The organism is Planctomicrobium aquicomposti, from assembly GCF_051466325.1.
Taxonomy (GTDB): domain Bacteria; phylum Planctomycetota; class Planctomycetia; order Planctomycetales; family Planctomycetaceae; genus Planctomicrobium.
Genome location: NZ_CP195792.1, coordinates 811918 through 825812 on the forward strand (window position 1 = coordinate 811918; position 13895 = coordinate 825812).

Genomic DNA, 13895 nt, shown 5'->3' on the forward strand with positions numbered 1-13895 from the left:
CCGGTGGGAATGAATGCCGGACGATGACCATTTGCCTGTGGGATCATGGATAAAAGATTGTGGCGCCTCCCGCCTCTCTCCGATTGAGGACTGTGCATCATGCTGAGCCCGATTCGTTGTCTGAAGAGTCCCCTCCTCGCCGGCCGGCATGGTTGGCTGTGTCTTGCCGTACTGCTGTGGGGGGCGGTGGCCTCCCCGGCGGCCAGCTTCGCTGACGAGACGAAGCGGCCCAACGTGTTGTTTATCGCTGTTGACGACATGAACCACTGGGTCGGCTACTTCGCCCGAAACCAGCAGACCATCACCCCCCACATTGATGCCCTCGCAGCCCGAGGTGTGCGCTTCACCCATAACTATTGTGCGTCCCCCTCCTGCAATCCCTCCCGGGCAGCGCTCTTGTCAGGTCTGCGTCCCAGTACCACGGGAATCTACGGCAACGTCGACGACTGGCGTCTGATCATTCCTCAGGACAAGACGCTGATCACGACCTTTCGCAATGCGGGCTATGAGACTCTCGGGGCAGGCAAGATCTATCACGAATCACACAATCGACCGGAGGAATGGAATGACTTCTTCCGGAGCAGGGTGAAAGATCCCCTTCCGCAAGGGGACACCGGCGTGGGAGGAATCAAGTTCGCTCCGTTGGACTGCGATGATGACGACCTGCGTGAAGGGGGCATCGTTCAATATGGGGTTGACGCTCTGTCCCGTCGACATGACAAGCCGTTCCTGATCACGATCGGGCTGCACAAGCCCCATATGCCCTGGAATGTTCCCCGGAAGTATTACGACATGCATCCGCTGGATCAGATTCAGCTTCCCCCGACGCAAGAAAACGATCTCAGCGACGTGCCCCCCGCCGGAATCCGGATGGCCAACCCTGACAAGGATCACCAGCGCATGCTTGAATCGGGTCGCTGGAAAGAGGCGGTGCAGGGGTACCTCGCGGCGATCTCGTACAGCGATGCCATGGTGGGGCGGCTGATCGACGCGTTCGACAAGTCCCCTGAGCGGGAGAACACGATCATCGTGTTCTGGAGCGATCATGGCTGGCATCTGGGGGAAAAGGAGCACTGGCGGAAGTTTGCTCTGTGGGAAGAGGCGACCCGGTGTCCCCTGATCTGGGTGGTCCCCGGGGTGACACCACCGAACAGTGTCTGTACCCGAACCGTGGACCTGATGTCCGTGTATCCGACACTGACAGACCTGTGCGGTATTCCCACACCCTCCCATGTGGAAGGGAAGAGTATTCGGGCTCTGCTGCAGGATCCTCAATCGTCGTGGTCGGCTCCGGCATTGACGACTTACGGAGCGCAGAATCACGCTGTCCGCTCCGAGGGTTGGCGTTATATCCGCTATGCGAATGGCGATGAAGAACTCTACGACGAAACCGCGGACCCTTATGAATGGACCAATCTCGCGGGTGACAGCCGCTTCCAGTCCCGCAAAGACGAACTGGTGAAGTTTCTACCGCAGCAGAACCATCCCGGATTCAAATCAGGTGCAGGCCGAAAGCGAAACGGGAATAGTGATAACGATTAGAGCATTTTGACTCTTTGGCTGCCCCGTCCTTGCCAAGGGAATTCAGCATTTCATCAGATGAAACGCGGGCTGTGCGGGGATTAGAAAGAGCAATCTGTTCGAGGTGTCAGAAGCTTCATTCCGAGTGAATGTTGACATCACCTCACGGAGTGAGGAGCAGCGGGGACACGGAGCAGCACGTGTGACGGCGGATCGGGTCGACGCTCCGATGAACACCGGGTGATGAACACCGGGTGATGAACACCGGGTGATGAACACCGGGTGATGAACACCGGGTGATGAACACCGGGTGATGAACACCGGGTGATGAACACCGGGTGATGAACACCGGGTGGCCTGCCTCTGAAATGCCAAATGGATTTGAGATTCGTGCAGCGTGATCGCCCGCAAGATCTCTGCCTGAAGACCTCACTTTGATTTCATTGCCACTTCTCTCCCGGTTCGTCCATAACGGCGTCTCGAAATCGAGTCCTCCCCAGTTGCTCCTGCTCCGGCAGTCGTTTCCGCCTGGCTGAGATGCTCCTAATTTTCGATTTGCCCGTCTCGTTAGTTGCCACTCGAGGGGGGAGGCGGCTAAACCTTGCAATCTCATCATTCCGTCTGGGAGAACCTTGAGTGACTGAAACGTCCAAGCCCGCAAAAATGGATCGAGGCCAGTGGATGGCCTTCCTGGCCGCCTTTCTTGGCTGGTTGTTCGACGGATTTGAAATTGGTCTGGTCCCGCTGGTGGCCCGCCCTGCGCTGTTCGACCTGCTGGGGACTCCGACAGAAGGGGAAGTCGGCCAGTGGATCGGCATTCTGACGGCCGGTTTTCTGGTGGGCGCCGCTGCAGGGGGCGTGCTGTTCGGCTGGCTGGGAGACCGGATCGGCCGGGTGCGGGCCATGTCTCTGAGCATCATGACCTATGCGATTTTCAGTGGGGCCTGCGGCTTTGCCAGCAATGCCCCGACGTTCCTGATTCTGCGGTTTATCGCCTCGCTGGGGATGGGAGGCGAGTGGTCGCTGGGTGTCTCTCTGGTGATGGAACTGTGGCCGAACCGTTCGCGCGGCTGGCTGGCCGGGATGATCGGCGCCGCTTCGAATATCGGGATCGTGCTCGTGGCGGTGATCTCCCTGAATCTGGAAGGCTTCGTGCACTTCCTGGAACAGGGGCTTTCCCAGCTGGGTGTCCCGGATTCCAAGATGGAAGTTCTGGCGTCCCACGGGGGCTGGCGTGTGCTGATGCTGATTGGAGCATTGCCCGCCCTGCTGACATTTTTCATCCGGATCTTCGTTCCAGAATCTAAACGCTGGAGCGAAGAGAAAGGGAAAGGGGCGACCTCGCACTGGGCTGCGAGTGACCTGCTGGGAGTCCTGATCGGAAGCCTTGGCCCCTTCTTGATGATCTGGTTGTTTGCGTCGAACCGTTTTGACCAGGCGAATATGGAACTCGGCTGGGTGGTCCGGTTGGTCGGTTCGATCGTCGGTTTGTCGCTGGCTGTGGTCGGTTATCTGTACCCGGTGACGAAGTATCTGCAGCGGACCAGCAGTCAGGGTCCGATTCTGGGAGCAGGCGGTCAGCCGGTCCGCAAGCTGATGCTGCTGGGAGCTGTGCTGAGTGGCGTCGCCCTGCTGGGAACCTGGGGGTCCATGCAGTGGGCAGCCCCTTGGGCCGATCAGCTGAAGTCCGCCGAACTGAACGCTGCGAAAGCCGCCGGGAATGAGGCCGACGTCGCACGCATCACCAAGCTCCCCGCCAAAGAGTACACGCAGATCGCGTCGGGAATCGGCGCGGTGGTCGGAACCTTCCTCGCCGGGTGGCTCGGTTATGTCTTCAGCCGTCGCACGACCTACGTGGTACTCTGTCTGCTCTCTCTGGGAACGATCGAGTTGTTCTTCTTCGGGAACAAGTCGTTTGGAACCATGTTCGTGGCCACGTCATTCATCGCGGGGGCCACGACGGCGGCCTTCTATGGCTGGCTGCCGTTGTATCTGCCGGAACTTTTTCCCACCCGTGTTCGGGCGACCGGACAGGGATTCGCATTCAATTTTGGGCGGATTCTGGCTGCCATTGGTGCACTGCAGACCGGAGCGCTCATGAAGTACTTCGGCGAGAGTTATCAGCGGGCCTGTGGAATTATGGCGCTGATATATCTGCTGGGCGTGGTCTTCATCTGGTTCCTGCCGGAAACCAAAGACAAAGAACTTCCTGCGTAGTGCAGAGTGCTGACTGTTGTGTCCGGTGCAGTGGCTTCATGCTCGGACAGGGGCTTGTGGAAACCCGGACGCCAACCCCTGACGGGGCGCGCAAAAAAAGCCGCAGTCGTTCCTGTGACGAAAACGACTGCGGCTCCCCCACAGTACTTCCAGGTTGATCTGCCGGTCAGATCCGCTTCGCGCCAAACTTCAGAAACAGGGTCAACACGACGACTGCTCCGAGGATGGACATCAGCATCCCTGATGGCTGGAATGGTTGGCCGCCATCGACAAAATAAGCGATGAGGCCCCCTGCAAAGGAGCCGACGACTCCCAGCAGAATCGTTTTCACCCAGCCCATCGGCTGGCGACCGGGGACGAGTAATCGACCGATCACTCCCACCACGAGTCCAAACACAATCCAAGACAGAATCAGACCAATCGTATCCATTGCGGCAGCCTTGTCTCTTTGAAGAACCAGTCGACGTCCTGAGCCTTTCTCAATGACGTGACCTTGGTGGCCAAAGCACGGCGACACATCCCAAGACCGGTCTCTCGGTCGCCGCTGCTTATCGTTTAGCAGCGTCCTGCCGCTTGAGCAGATGCCGTTCCAATAACCGCAGATTCTTCACGTTGGCACGCCACGTCACGTCGAGCAGATCGCCCACGATCGGAACCGCGCCGACTCCCAGATCGACGAAGACGTTCGCGACCATGCGCAGCTGAACGTGCTTGGGAACGCCCAGCTCGCGGCAGAGGTAGACGATGTAAGCAGCAATGGCTGTCGTCAGCACATCTCCAATGCCGGGAATCAGGCCAATGACGCCGTCCCAGCCAAATCGAATTCCCGTCCCTGGAACGACGAAACGGTTATCCAGGAAGTCGACGAGCATCCGAATGCGTTCCAGCACAGCCTGCTCATCAACAACACGCTCGCCCCGCTCGAGCAATACGACCGGACCCAGTGGAACCACCGATTCCCAATTTTCCATTCGCTTCCTCCCGGCACCTTGGGCTCTCTGTCATGGCGACTCGGCAGCCAGATGTGGTGCCCCATCTGGTTGTTTATCGCCCGCATCGATCGCCCAGCAAGCAGGGAAGAGACTCGCACGGACGACATCGACATTTCATTTTAGCGCGATCGTGGGGGAATAAGAGATCGAATCGCTGAGTTTTCTGAATGTGTCGACGGGTGGCATTGTTGTTGCATTTCTGCTGTTCGCTTTCGCAGCAAGTGGTGAAGTTCACTCACAGGAGATGACCATGCCCTTGGAGTCGAAGACAGACCTGCGTGAAGAGACACTCGAACAGATTCAGGATCTGATTCAGACGAACATCGACAGCCGCGACGGATTCAGGCACGCAGCCAGCGCCATCGAAGACCTGAATCTTTCCACACTCTTTCACTCGCTGGCGACTCAGCGTGAAGAGCAGGCCAACGAGCTGTCCCGCTACGTGGAATGGAACCACGAACAACCTCGCCGCGAAGGCTCATTCGCAGCGGCGCTGCACCGCCACTGGATGACAATCCGGGAGAGCCTCTCGACCAATAATCTCTACACCGTGCTGGCAGAAGCCGAACGGGGTGAGGACCAGATTAAAACGGCTTACGAAGAGGCCCTGCGGGCCACAGCCGGAAGTGCGATGAACGACGTGCTGCTGCGACAGTACGCTCAGGTCAAGGGGGACCATGATCGCATTCGTGATCTGCGGGAAGAGTACAAATCTGCCTGATGGCTAGTGTTCAGGATTCTGTGTGATTGGCAACGGTGCCGGCCACATTCACGTGTGAAATCTGGGGAAGGATGGATAGATGACTCGACCGTCAATGAAACATGCATTGCTGGGAATTGCCGCGCTCGCAATCGTGGCCACGACCTGTCTGGAAGCAGATGCCGGATGGCGTCGCCAACAGCGCCGGGCGTGGCGTCATGGCTGCTGCGAACCGGTCTATCAGGACTTCTGCTCGCCCTGCGGCGAACAGTACGCGCCGGCCTTCAATTCCTGTCCGTGCGGAGGAGGAACGGCCTGGGCTGCTCCGGGAGGTGTCGAGTATTCGGCTGCCCGCCCGATCTATCCCAATGACGCTGTGCAGCCGACGCAAAATGGCGCATATCACCAGGAGCAGATTGAGTCAAACCGTCTGAGAAACGATGCCCGGAACATGGATCGGGTACAACCACGCACATTTGAGCAGAATGGCCGGGGAGCCGCTGCGTCTCCGGCACCCTCGGCACGAATCGAAGCCGATGTGCCCAGTGCTCCCGTTCCGGGCGAAAATGCACCACAACTGAACGACTGAGTCTTCCTTTTTGGCGGCAGCAGGTCGGATGGGAGAAACTTTCGGGTTGATTCCATCCGACCTTTTTTGGTTTACATTGAAAAGGTGATGTCGCCATAATCTCAGGACGATTGATTTGGCATCGGGTTTGCTTTGTTTGCTCGAATGCGCGATACTTGCCACGACCTTCCTACGGGCTTTCCCATGCTGCCTTGCCAAAAAAGTGTGTGTAAGCGAGTCCTGACGAAAGTTGGCTGGTGCTTTCTCGCAACGGCGCTCAACTCTGCGTGTTTCGTTTTAGCACAGGATACAATTCCACTTCCCCCTGTCGCCGAAATTCAGGCGTCCACGCTGGAGATCCCGGTCGAGGTCCGGTTCTCGTCCGTCGTCCCGACTCAGGACTTCATCGATATGCCCGTTGTCGATGCGAACGGTCGACAGTTGGGAAAAGTGTCAGACCTGCTCATTGACCTGCAGTCAGGAGCCGTTCCCCTGGCGATGGTTCGGCAGCAGGGTTCCATCGGCGCAGGCCAGATCGTCGTCCCCTTGGCGTGTGGAACCTTTCTCCGCAACGATTCTGGACAAGTCGAGTGGAAGCTCGCTGCTCCTGCCGTCAGCCGTCTGCGTGCCCAGTCAGGGTTGACTCGGCCGCCGCGGACTCGTCAGGAGGCGAGCCAGTGGTGCGAGAAGTTCGGTGTCAGCCTCCCTCGGCTGCACGCCAGCCAGACGGCCGAAGAATGGCAACTGACCTCCCTGCGACTCCTCGCGGACCAGCGGATTGAGAGCCCCATCGGAGGGTATGTCGGACGGGTGAAAGAGTTCGTAGTCGACCTGTCGACGCAACTCGTGGCGTACACGTTGCTGGCTATACCCAACCCGGCCGCAACCAGCCCGAACACTCCTCCGGAGCAGATCCTCGTTCCTTTGTCCGCGTACCGGAAATCCTCCCGAGAGCATGTCTGGATTCTGGAAATCCCGATCGCACAACTGCGGCAGATGGAGCGGGTTCCCTCGGGAACGTTTCCCCTCAGCATCCCCGCCTATTGGGTCGAGCATCTGACCGAAGAGCTCGGGACCGACTTCTACGGCGGAGTGCAGTCGCTGGTGCAGCAAACCCCCAATACCCAGGCTCGCCGGACCGAGTTCACGGTCCCGTAGTCCTGTTGGAAATTTGGGTCGGTTATCTGGGGATCAGTTTTCTAGAGACTGCTCCAGTTCGTACGCTCGACTGGCCGTCGCTTCACATGACTCAGCCGTACTGGCGAGACAACTCTCGCGGACGGCAATTGCTGAGAGCACGTTTGCGGGACTCTGGCACTTTGTTTTTTGATCGACCCGTTCTTGCCATGCAGAACTGAGCATTTCATCACAGGAAACGCTTGCTGCGCGGGCGCTGAAAAGAGCAAGCTGCTCCAAAGCAAAAGTTCCGCCTGCCCGGGACAGGGATCATCTTGGCCTGAAGAGTCGGGATTCCTCTGCGAACTGTCGATCCGCTTGCCCTCTGCACTGGCCAGTCTGGCACACCGCTTGCATTCTCCCTCATCCCGTTGAGGCGGTTCTTTCAAGGTGGTGAACTGCTGAAATCGGCACGGTTCTGGCGGTTCACCGGAGACCCTGTTGCGGATGAAAGACCACAGTGTCCGTCCGGCTGCCAGGCAGACGAACGGCTCAGGATTCTGGAGCAAACGACTCGATCAAGGAGGATCCCATGTTGACGACATCACTCATCGTGCTCGCGTCCGTCGGAATTCTGACGCTGTTGGCGAGCGTGGGGACTTCGCTCATCTATCTGGTCAGCCACGGACTCTCCTGGCTGATGGAGTTATTCTTCGGGAGCCTGTCGGCCTGCAAGCATTGACCCGTCACCCTGCCCGAGAAGGGCTTGCTCACTCCCCGAATGTCGATTTGCGTCGGAGGGTGTGATGGTAGGACTGGGCAAAGCGGTGAGCTTCGTCGCGGACATACTGCAGCAGCCGGAGCGCATAAGAATGGCGTCCGAGTCGGAGCGGCTCATCCGCTCCGGGAACGTAGATCTCTTCTTCCCGCTTGGCCAGTGAGATGGTTGTGGGCCCCTCTACCTCAATCGCCCGCATCGCCGCCAGGGCGGCATTCAACTGTCCTTTGCCACCATCGATCAGCAGAAGGTCGGGGAATGCATCCCCTTCCTGCGACAGTCGGCGCAGTCGGCGGCTGACCACTTCCCGCATCGAGGCGAAATCGTCGACTCCCTCGACCGTGCGGATTTTGTATCTCTTGTAACCGTGCTTGAAAGGGAGGCCGTCGATGAACTGCACCAGACTGGCGACGGTTTCTCCTCCCTGCAGATGGGCGATGTCCACCCCTTCAATGACACGCGGAAGTTTGGGAAGCTGCAGGATCTTTTTCAGCCCCCGCAGCCCCTTGCGGGGATCGATATAAAAGACCTCCGGCTGGACATGATCTTTGAGGTTCCCTCGCAGATTCATGCTCTCCAGCGCCTTGATCTCATCCCGCAGTCGCGCTGCCCGTTCGAACTTCCGCTCCTGTGCTGCCAGTTGCATTTCTTCTTTCAGTTCCTGCAGCAAGCGGTCTTTCTTGCCATCCAGGAACAGCCGCAGCTTGCGAATCTCTTCGCGATAATCCTCTTTGCTGATCCGCAGATTGCAGGGGGCAGTGCACTGGTTGATGCTCGCCAGCAGGCAGGGCCGGAACCAGCGCCACTTCTGCTCATCTTCATCGATGTCCAGAGCACAGGTCCGGAACTTAAAGATCTTCTGCAGCACATTGATGGTCCCTCTCAGCTTCTTCGCCGAAGTGAAAGGACCATAGAGCTTCACTCCCTTCGTCCGGGGTTTCCGCGTGAACTCCACCCGCGGGAATTCCTCTCCCGTCACGATCTGCAGATACGGAAAAGTCTTGTCGTCCTTCAGCTCCTGATTGAAACGGGGCTGGATATCCTTGATCAGCCGCGCTTCCAGCAGCACAGCGTCGACTTCCGAATCGGTTTCGATGCAGTCGACGTCGGCGATCTCGGGAATGAGATCCGCAGTTCTGCGGTCAATTGCGGCGGCTGCCAGAAAGTAGCTCCCGGCCCGACTGCGAAGGTTGACCGCCTTGCCGACGTAAATCACGCGGCCGAGACGATCCTTCATCAGGTACACGCCCGGCTTGGGGGGAAACTTCCGCACCTTCTCGCGCGGCAGGAGCGGGCCTGCCTGGGATACCGGGTTCGAATCCGCCGGGGGCGGAGTATCAGTCGATCCATCACTCATGCTGCCATTTTAGCATCGTCCTCTCTGCTGTTCAGTCCGGAAACATCCGGTTTGGCGGGGAGCGGCGGGGCGGTCGGCAATCCGGTATCGAAGTCCTGAGTCTCCCTTGCTATCTTGAGGACGTTCACCACCTGTAGCGGAGCGGACCCATGATTCAAATTCGACGGGCAGAAGAACGGGGTCACTTTGATCACGGCTGGCTCGATACGTACCACACCTTCTCCTTCGCCCGGTACATCGACCGCGAGCACATGGGATTCCGGGCGCTCCGTGTGATCAATGAAGACTGGGTCGCCGCCAGCAATGGCTTCGGCGAGCACGGTCATGACAATATGGAGATCATCACCTACGTCCTCTCGGGGGCACTCGAACATCGCGACAGTCTGGGCAACGGCGAGGTGCTCCGTCCCGGCGAAGTTCAGCACATGTCCGCGGGCACAGGAATTCGCCACAGCGAATTCAATCATTCCACCTCCGAACCGGTTCACCTGTATCAGATCTGGCTGCTTCCCCGTGAAGAGGGGTTGACCCCCGGATACAGCCAGAAGCAGTTTCCGGCCGATGGCCGACTCAACCGTTTTCAGCTCGTCGCCTCGCCTGATGGAGCCGACGAGTCACTGACAATTCAGCAGGATGCCCGCATTTCGCTGTGCCACCTGACCATGAACCGCGAAGTCGGCTACGATCTGGATTCGCAGCGTCACGCCTGGCTGCAGGTCCTGCGCGGCGGGGTCAAGGTGAATGGCAGCTGCCTGAATGAAGGGGATGGGGCGGCCATCAGCGACACAACCCGACTCACAATTTCGGCTCCACAGGATGCGGAGCTGCTTCTTTTTGATCTGGCTTAAGGACGCGGTCAATGAACTCGTTTTTTCAGTCCCTCGGACTGCTGTTACTGCGCTGCAGCGTCAGCGCGATGATGATGATTCACGGCTGGCAGAAAATCGGGCAGTTTGCAGAGCTACGGACAAAGTTTCCCGATCCGATTGGTGTCGGCTCACATCTGAGCCTGATTCTCGCCATCGGGGCCGAGTTCGGCTGCTCGATTCTGTTGATCCTCGGGATCATGACCCGGCTGGCGACGATCCCGCTGATTATCACCATGGTGGTCATCGTGGCCATTGTCCACAAAGACGACCCGTGGGGAGCGTCCAAAGAGCTGGCCGCTGTTTATCTCGCCACGTATGTCACGCTGCTGGTAGCTGGCGGCGGTATGCTCTCTTTTGATGGTCTGCTGTTCAACTGGTGGCGGAAGCGTCGCGCGAATCAGGCCATGCGGAACACCGTGAAAGCGGAGCTGGCCCGGGAAGCGGTCAAAGCCAACCCGTGACGGGACAAAACGCTCAAGGCTCGTCGGTCACGCCGAGGAATTCCAGTTCCTCATCGCTGATCGACGAGCGTCGGGCTGCCTCTTTCATTTTGCCGATCGCGTACGACTTGTGATTGGCCACCTCCTGCTCTGTGATTCCCAGATGCCGGGCGACCTCCCGGTTGGGGAGTCCTTGCACCAGCAAGAGTTCGACGCACTTGAGCCGCGTGAACTCCCCCTGTGCCAGCCAGCGCTGGATCAATTCGCGCAGGCAGTCGGCCACAACCTGTTCTTCGCCTCCCCGTCGCTCCCGGCTGCGTGCCAGTGATGAGGCGACCCGAGCCCGCCCCGCCGGTTCCAGGCTGTGGTTAAAATCTTCCTCTGCATGCAGGGGAAGCCGAGGACGTCGACCCTCCCGACGCAATGTGTCGGTGATTTTGTGGGCCGCGATGGCGAACAGAAAATTTTCGACAGGAGTTGTCGGGTCGTAATTTGGCAGCGAAGTCAGAAAGCCCAGAAAGGTTTCCTGAACCAGATCTTCCGCCTGCCCCCGATCCGGAATCCGGCTGAGGACGAAGGCCTGCAGCCGCCCCTCGTATGTGGAAATGCAGGCTTCCCACGCCCGTGCATCTCCCGCACGGATACGCTGGACGAGGTCGGACTCTCCGTTGGCCCTCGACATGTTTGCTCCTGCCACCGCGGCAGCGGGCGATTTGCCCGTGCGACGGGGTGGCGAATCCATGCTATCCCCGGGGAGGGTCGACGCAAGGGAACACTCTGTGTTCGCCGGCTGCAGAGGGACCCGCAGGCCCCGGGGCTCCCTGCCAAGCTGGCAGCGTGCGGCGCGGCAAGGGAGTCGGTGTGCGTCGCAAGGTTCATGGTGCAAGCATGTTGCGTGCTGTGTGAAGACTCCGGCACGTCCGTTGCTTTAGGGGGCTGGGATTCCGGAAATCTGTCATTCCCGGCAGCCGATGAGGGTGCAGGGATCGAGTGAGATCGATATCGGGCAGCGGATCAACGCTGTATTTGTAGTCGCTGATACTGGAAGAGGAGCAGCCGTGGCGAAGCTTTTGAGTTTTGATGATGAGGCTCGGAAACAACTGCTGTCGGGAGTGACGAAGCTCGCCCGCGCCGTGTCGAGCACGCTGGGCCCCCGCGGACGGAATGCTGTGCTGGATAAAGGCTGGGGTTCTCCCAAGATCACCAAGGACGGTGTGACCGTCGCCGAAGACATCGAGCTGGAAGACAAGTTCGAAAACTGCGGCGTGCAGCTGGTCAAGGAAGCCGCTTCCAAAACCGGTGATGTCGCCGGGGACGGAACCACCACTGCCACCGTTCTGGCCGAAGCCATTTACCGTGAAGGACTGAAGTTCATCGCCGCCGGTTCCGCACCGGTCGCTCTGGGTCGCGGAGTCCAGAAGGCTGTTGACGCCATCGTGGAACACCTGCGGAAACTGTCGAAGCCGGTCAGTGCCACCGATCGCAAGGCGATTGAAACCGTCGCTGCCATCGCCGGCAACAACGACAAGGAAATCGGCAAGTTCCTCGCTGACGCCCTGCTGAAGGTCGGCAAGGACGGCGTGATCACCGTCGAAGAAGGACGCGGGACCGAAACCAGCGTCGACCTCGTCGAAGGGATGCAGTTCGAACGCGGCTATCTGTCGCCGCACTTCGTGACCAACGAAGACGAACAGGAAGTGGCCTTCGACAATGCCTACATCCTGATTCACGAAGAAAAGATCAGCAACGCCCGCACCCTGGTGCCTGTGCTGGAAGCGGTCTCCCGCTCCGGTCGGCCCCTGCTGATCATCGCCGAAGATGTCGAAGGCGAAGCACTCGCGACTCTGGTCGTCAACAAGCTGCGGGGCATCGTCCAGGTCTGTGCCGTCAAGGCCCCGGGCTATGGCGATCGTCGCAAGGCGATGCTGCAGGACATCGCGGTTCTCACCGGCGGCAAGGCTTACTTCAAGGATCTGGGTGAGAAGCTCGAAAGCGTTGAACTCAAGGATCTCGGAACCGCCAAGAAAGTGCGGATCGACGCCGAGAACACCACCATCGTGCAGGGTGGGGGAGACAAGAAGGCCGTCGAAGGCCGTGCCGCCCAGATTCGTGCGGAAATCGAAGGGACCGACAGCGATTACGATCGCGAAAAGCTGCAGGAACGTCTCGCCAAGCTGGCAGGCGGCGTGGCTGAAATCAAGGTTGGTGCCGCCACTGAAACCGAGATGAAGGAACGCAAGGACCTGTTCGACGACTCCCTCGCAGCCACCCGTGCCGCCATCGAAGAAGGCGTGGTTCCCGGGGGTGGTGTCGCGTTGCTCCGCTCGGCGGAAGCACTCGACAAGCTGAAGCTCAAGGGTGACGAAGCGCTGGGTGTGCAGCTCGTGCGGAACGTCCTGGAAGCCCCGTTGCGGAAGATCGCAGAAAACGCCGGCCGCGAAGGGGCTGTCGTGGCGAACAACGTCCGCAAGAGCAGCGACAAGAACTACGGCTACGACGCACTGAACGACAAGTACGGTGACATGTTCGAATTCGGCGTTGTCGACCCGACCAAAGTGGTTCGCTCGGCACTGCAGAACGGAGCCAGCGTCGCCTCGCTGCTGATGACCACCGACTCCATTATCGTCGATGAGCCCAAAGAAGAATCTGACGACCATGGGGGCCATGACCACGACCACGGAATGGGCGGCGGCATGGGCGGAATGGGAATGCCCGGCATGGGCGGAATGGGTGGCTTCTAGAGTCGGTCGTTCTTTCCCGGTCCCCGTGCAGCAAACGCCTCACGGGGGCGGAAAGAGACGCTCAGGCCACTGGGGACCTGCTCTGTCAGCACGGGGTTGCCGGCAACGGCCCTGCGGCAGGCAGTTCCCGATCAATCAGAATGCTTGAAACAACGTTGCTCTTCGCCGACTGCGGAGAGCCTGACATCGAACTCAATAACACAATCGATTTGTGAGGAGCTTTATATCCATGACACTGAAGCCGCTTGATGACCGCGTCGTAGTGGAGCCCCTGAGCGCCGAAGAAACCACCGCTGGTGGAATCGTGCTGCCCGATTCGGCAAAGGAAAAGCCCCAGCGCGGAACCGTGGTGGCTGTGGGCCCCGGTCGCCTGCTGGACAGCGGCGAGCGTTCCACGCTGAGCGTCAAGGTTGGCGATCAGGTGCTGTTCGGCAAGTACGGCGGTACCGAAATCGAAGTCGACGGCAAGGAAATCAAGATCCTCCGGGAAAGCGACATCCTCGCCAAGGTGGAATAGTCTGTAGTTCAGGTGCCCCGCGCATCGGCTTGATGCGCGGGCCGGCGATCGAGAGTTTCCAGATCATCAAATTCAGGAG

The 13895-nt window shown here is 59.2% G+C and carries 14 protein-coding genes; 10 read left to right on the forward strand and 4 right to left on the reverse strand.

Annotated features, from left to right (window positions below; translation table 11 throughout):
- The first annotated feature begins 99 nt into the window (after positions 1 to 99).
- Together SH664x_RS03085 and SH664x_RS03090 are read left to right on the forward strand one after the other, a co-directional pair.
- Positions 100 to 1542: a sulfatase gene (locus SH664x_RS03085; RefSeq protein ID WP_437204953.1), complete on the forward strand. Its 1443-nt coding sequence runs from the start codon at positions 100 to 102 to the stop codon at positions 1540 to 1542.
- 615 nt (positions 1543 to 2157) lie between these two features.
- Positions 2158 to 3738, forward strand: a complete 1581-nt coding sequence (locus SH664x_RS03090) for an MFS transporter (protein WP_437204955.1) — start codon at positions 2158 to 2160, stop codon at positions 3736 to 3738.
- A gap of 166 nt (positions 3739 to 3904) precedes the next feature.
- Here SH664x_RS03090 and SH664x_RS03095 read toward each other — a convergent pair whose 3' ends face one another.
- Together SH664x_RS03095 and SH664x_RS03100 are read right to left on the reverse strand one after the other, a co-directional pair.
- Positions 3905 to 4168 carry a GlsB/YeaQ/YmgE family stress response membrane protein gene (locus SH664x_RS03095; RefSeq protein WP_437204957.1) on the reverse strand — a complete coding sequence of 88 codons (264 nt, stop codon included), beginning with the start codon at positions 4166 to 4168 and terminating at the stop codon, positions 3905 to 3907.
- 118 nt (positions 4169 to 4286) lie between these two features.
- The gene (locus SH664x_RS03100) at positions 4287 to 4709 is read right to left on the reverse strand and encodes a DUF4112 domain-containing protein (RefSeq protein WP_437204959.1); all 423 of its coding nucleotides are present in this window, start codon (positions 4707 to 4709) and stop codon (positions 4287 to 4289) included.
- A 271-nt stretch (positions 4710 to 4980) separates the two neighbouring features.
- On the opposite strand from SH664x_RS03100, the gene SH664x_RS03105 reads away from it, so the two are divergent.
- The 4 genes from SH664x_RS03105 to SH664x_RS03120 all read left to right on the forward strand — a co-directional run bounded on the left by SH664x_RS03105 (position 4981) and on the right by SH664x_RS03120 (position 7856).
- Positions 4981 to 5451: a PA2169 family four-helix-bundle protein gene (locus tag SH664x_RS03105; protein ID WP_437204960.1), complete on the forward strand. Its 471-nt coding sequence runs from the start codon at positions 4981 to 4983 to the stop codon at positions 5449 to 5451.
- Between the two features lie 79 nt (positions 5452 to 5530).
- A complete protein-coding gene (locus SH664x_RS03110; RefSeq protein WP_437204962.1) occupies positions 5531 to 6019 on the forward strand; it encodes a hypothetical protein in 489 nt (162 codons plus the stop codon).
- Between the two features lie 204 nt (positions 6020 to 6223).
- Positions 6224 to 7156, forward strand: a complete 933-nt coding sequence (locus SH664x_RS03115) for a PRC-barrel domain-containing protein (RefSeq protein ID WP_437204964.1) — start codon at positions 6224 to 6226, stop codon at positions 7154 to 7156.
- A gap of 550 nt (positions 7157 to 7706) precedes the next feature.
- A complete protein-coding gene (locus tag SH664x_RS03120) occupies positions 7707 to 7856 on the forward strand; it encodes a hypothetical protein (protein WP_437204965.1) in 150 nt (49 codons plus the stop codon).
- A gap of 28 nt (positions 7857 to 7884) precedes the next feature.
- Here the strand turns inward: SH664x_RS03120 and SH664x_RS03125 are convergent, their stop codons facing one another.
- Entirely contained in the window at positions 7885 to 9249 is a 1365-nt protein-coding gene (locus tag SH664x_RS03125) for an excinuclease ABC subunit UvrC (RefSeq protein WP_437204967.1), read from the reverse strand.
- A gap of 149 nt (positions 9250 to 9398) precedes the next feature.
- On the opposite strand from SH664x_RS03125, the gene SH664x_RS03130 reads away from it, so the two are divergent.
- A complete protein-coding gene (locus SH664x_RS03130) occupies positions 9399 to 10097 on the forward strand; it encodes a pirin family protein (protein WP_437204969.1) in 699 nt (232 codons plus the stop codon).
- Positions 10098 to 10108: 11 nt separating this feature from the next.
- Entirely contained in the window at positions 10109 to 10579 is a 471-nt protein-coding gene (locus SH664x_RS03135; protein WP_437204971.1) for a DoxX family protein, read from the forward strand.
- A gap of 13 nt (positions 10580 to 10592) precedes the next feature.
- Here SH664x_RS03135 and SH664x_RS03140 read toward each other — a convergent pair whose 3' ends face one another.
- Positions 10593 to 11240 carry an RNA polymerase sigma factor gene (locus SH664x_RS03140; protein ID WP_437204973.1) on the reverse strand — a complete coding sequence of 216 codons (648 nt, stop codon included), beginning with the start codon at positions 11238 to 11240 and terminating at the stop codon, positions 10593 to 10595.
- A 376-nt stretch (positions 11241 to 11616) separates the two neighbouring features.
- On the opposite strand from SH664x_RS03140, the gene groL reads away from it, so the two are divergent.
- Positions 11617 to 13299 carry a chaperonin GroEL gene (gene groL, locus SH664x_RS03145; RefSeq protein WP_437204975.1) on the forward strand — a complete coding sequence of 561 codons (1683 nt, stop codon included), beginning with the start codon at positions 11617 to 11619 and terminating at the stop codon, positions 13297 to 13299.
- A 229-nt stretch (positions 13300 to 13528) separates the two neighbouring features.
- Entirely contained in the window at positions 13529 to 13816 is a 288-nt protein-coding gene (gene groES, locus SH664x_RS03150; protein ID WP_437204977.1) for a co-chaperone GroES, read from the forward strand.
- The last annotated feature ends 79 nt before the right edge of the window (positions 13817 to 13895 follow it).

Excerpts from the sequence above, each read along its gene's own strand:
- SH664x_RS03140 (WP_437204973.1), bottom strand. The coding sequence starts at position 11,240 with ATGTCGAGGGCCAACGGAGAGTCCGACCTCGTCCAGCGTATCCGTGCG.
- SH664x_RS03130 (WP_437204969.1), top strand. The coding sequence starts at position 9,399 with ATGATTCAAATTCGACGGGCAGAAGAACGGGGTCACTTTGATCACGGC.
- SH664x_RS03105 (WP_437204960.1), top strand. The coding sequence starts at position 4,981 with ATGCCCTTGGAGTCGAAGACAGACCTGCGTGAAGAGACACTCGAACAG.
- SH664x_RS03085 (WP_437204953.1), top strand. The coding sequence starts at position 100 with ATGCTGAGCCCGATTCGTTGTCTGAAGAGTCCCCTCCTCGCCGGCCGG.
- SH664x_RS03110 (WP_437204962.1), top strand. The coding sequence starts at position 5,531 with ATGACTCGACCGTCAATGAAACATGCATTGCTGGGAATTGCCGCGCTC.
- SH664x_RS03135 (WP_437204971.1), top strand. The coding sequence starts at position 10,109 with ATGAACTCGTTTTTTCAGTCCCTCGGACTGCTGTTACTGCGCTGCAGC.
- SH664x_RS03125 (WP_437204967.1), bottom strand. The coding sequence starts at position 9,249 with ATGAGTGATGGATCGACTGATACTCCGCCCCCGGCGGATTCGAACCCG.
- SH664x_RS03100 (WP_437204959.1), bottom strand. The coding sequence starts at position 4,709 with ATGGAAAATTGGGAATCGGTGGTTCCACTGGGTCCGGTCGTATTGCTC.
- SH664x_RS03095 (WP_437204957.1), bottom strand. The coding sequence starts at position 4,168 with ATGGATACGATTGGTCTGATTCTGTCTTGGATTGTGTTTGGACTCGTG.
- SH664x_RS03120 (WP_437204965.1), top strand. The coding sequence starts at position 7,707 with ATGTTGACGACATCACTCATCGTGCTCGCGTCCGTCGGAATTCTGACG.
- groES (WP_437204977.1), top strand. The coding sequence starts at position 13,529 with ATGACACTGAAGCCGCTTGATGACCGCGTCGTAGTGGAGCCCCTGAGC.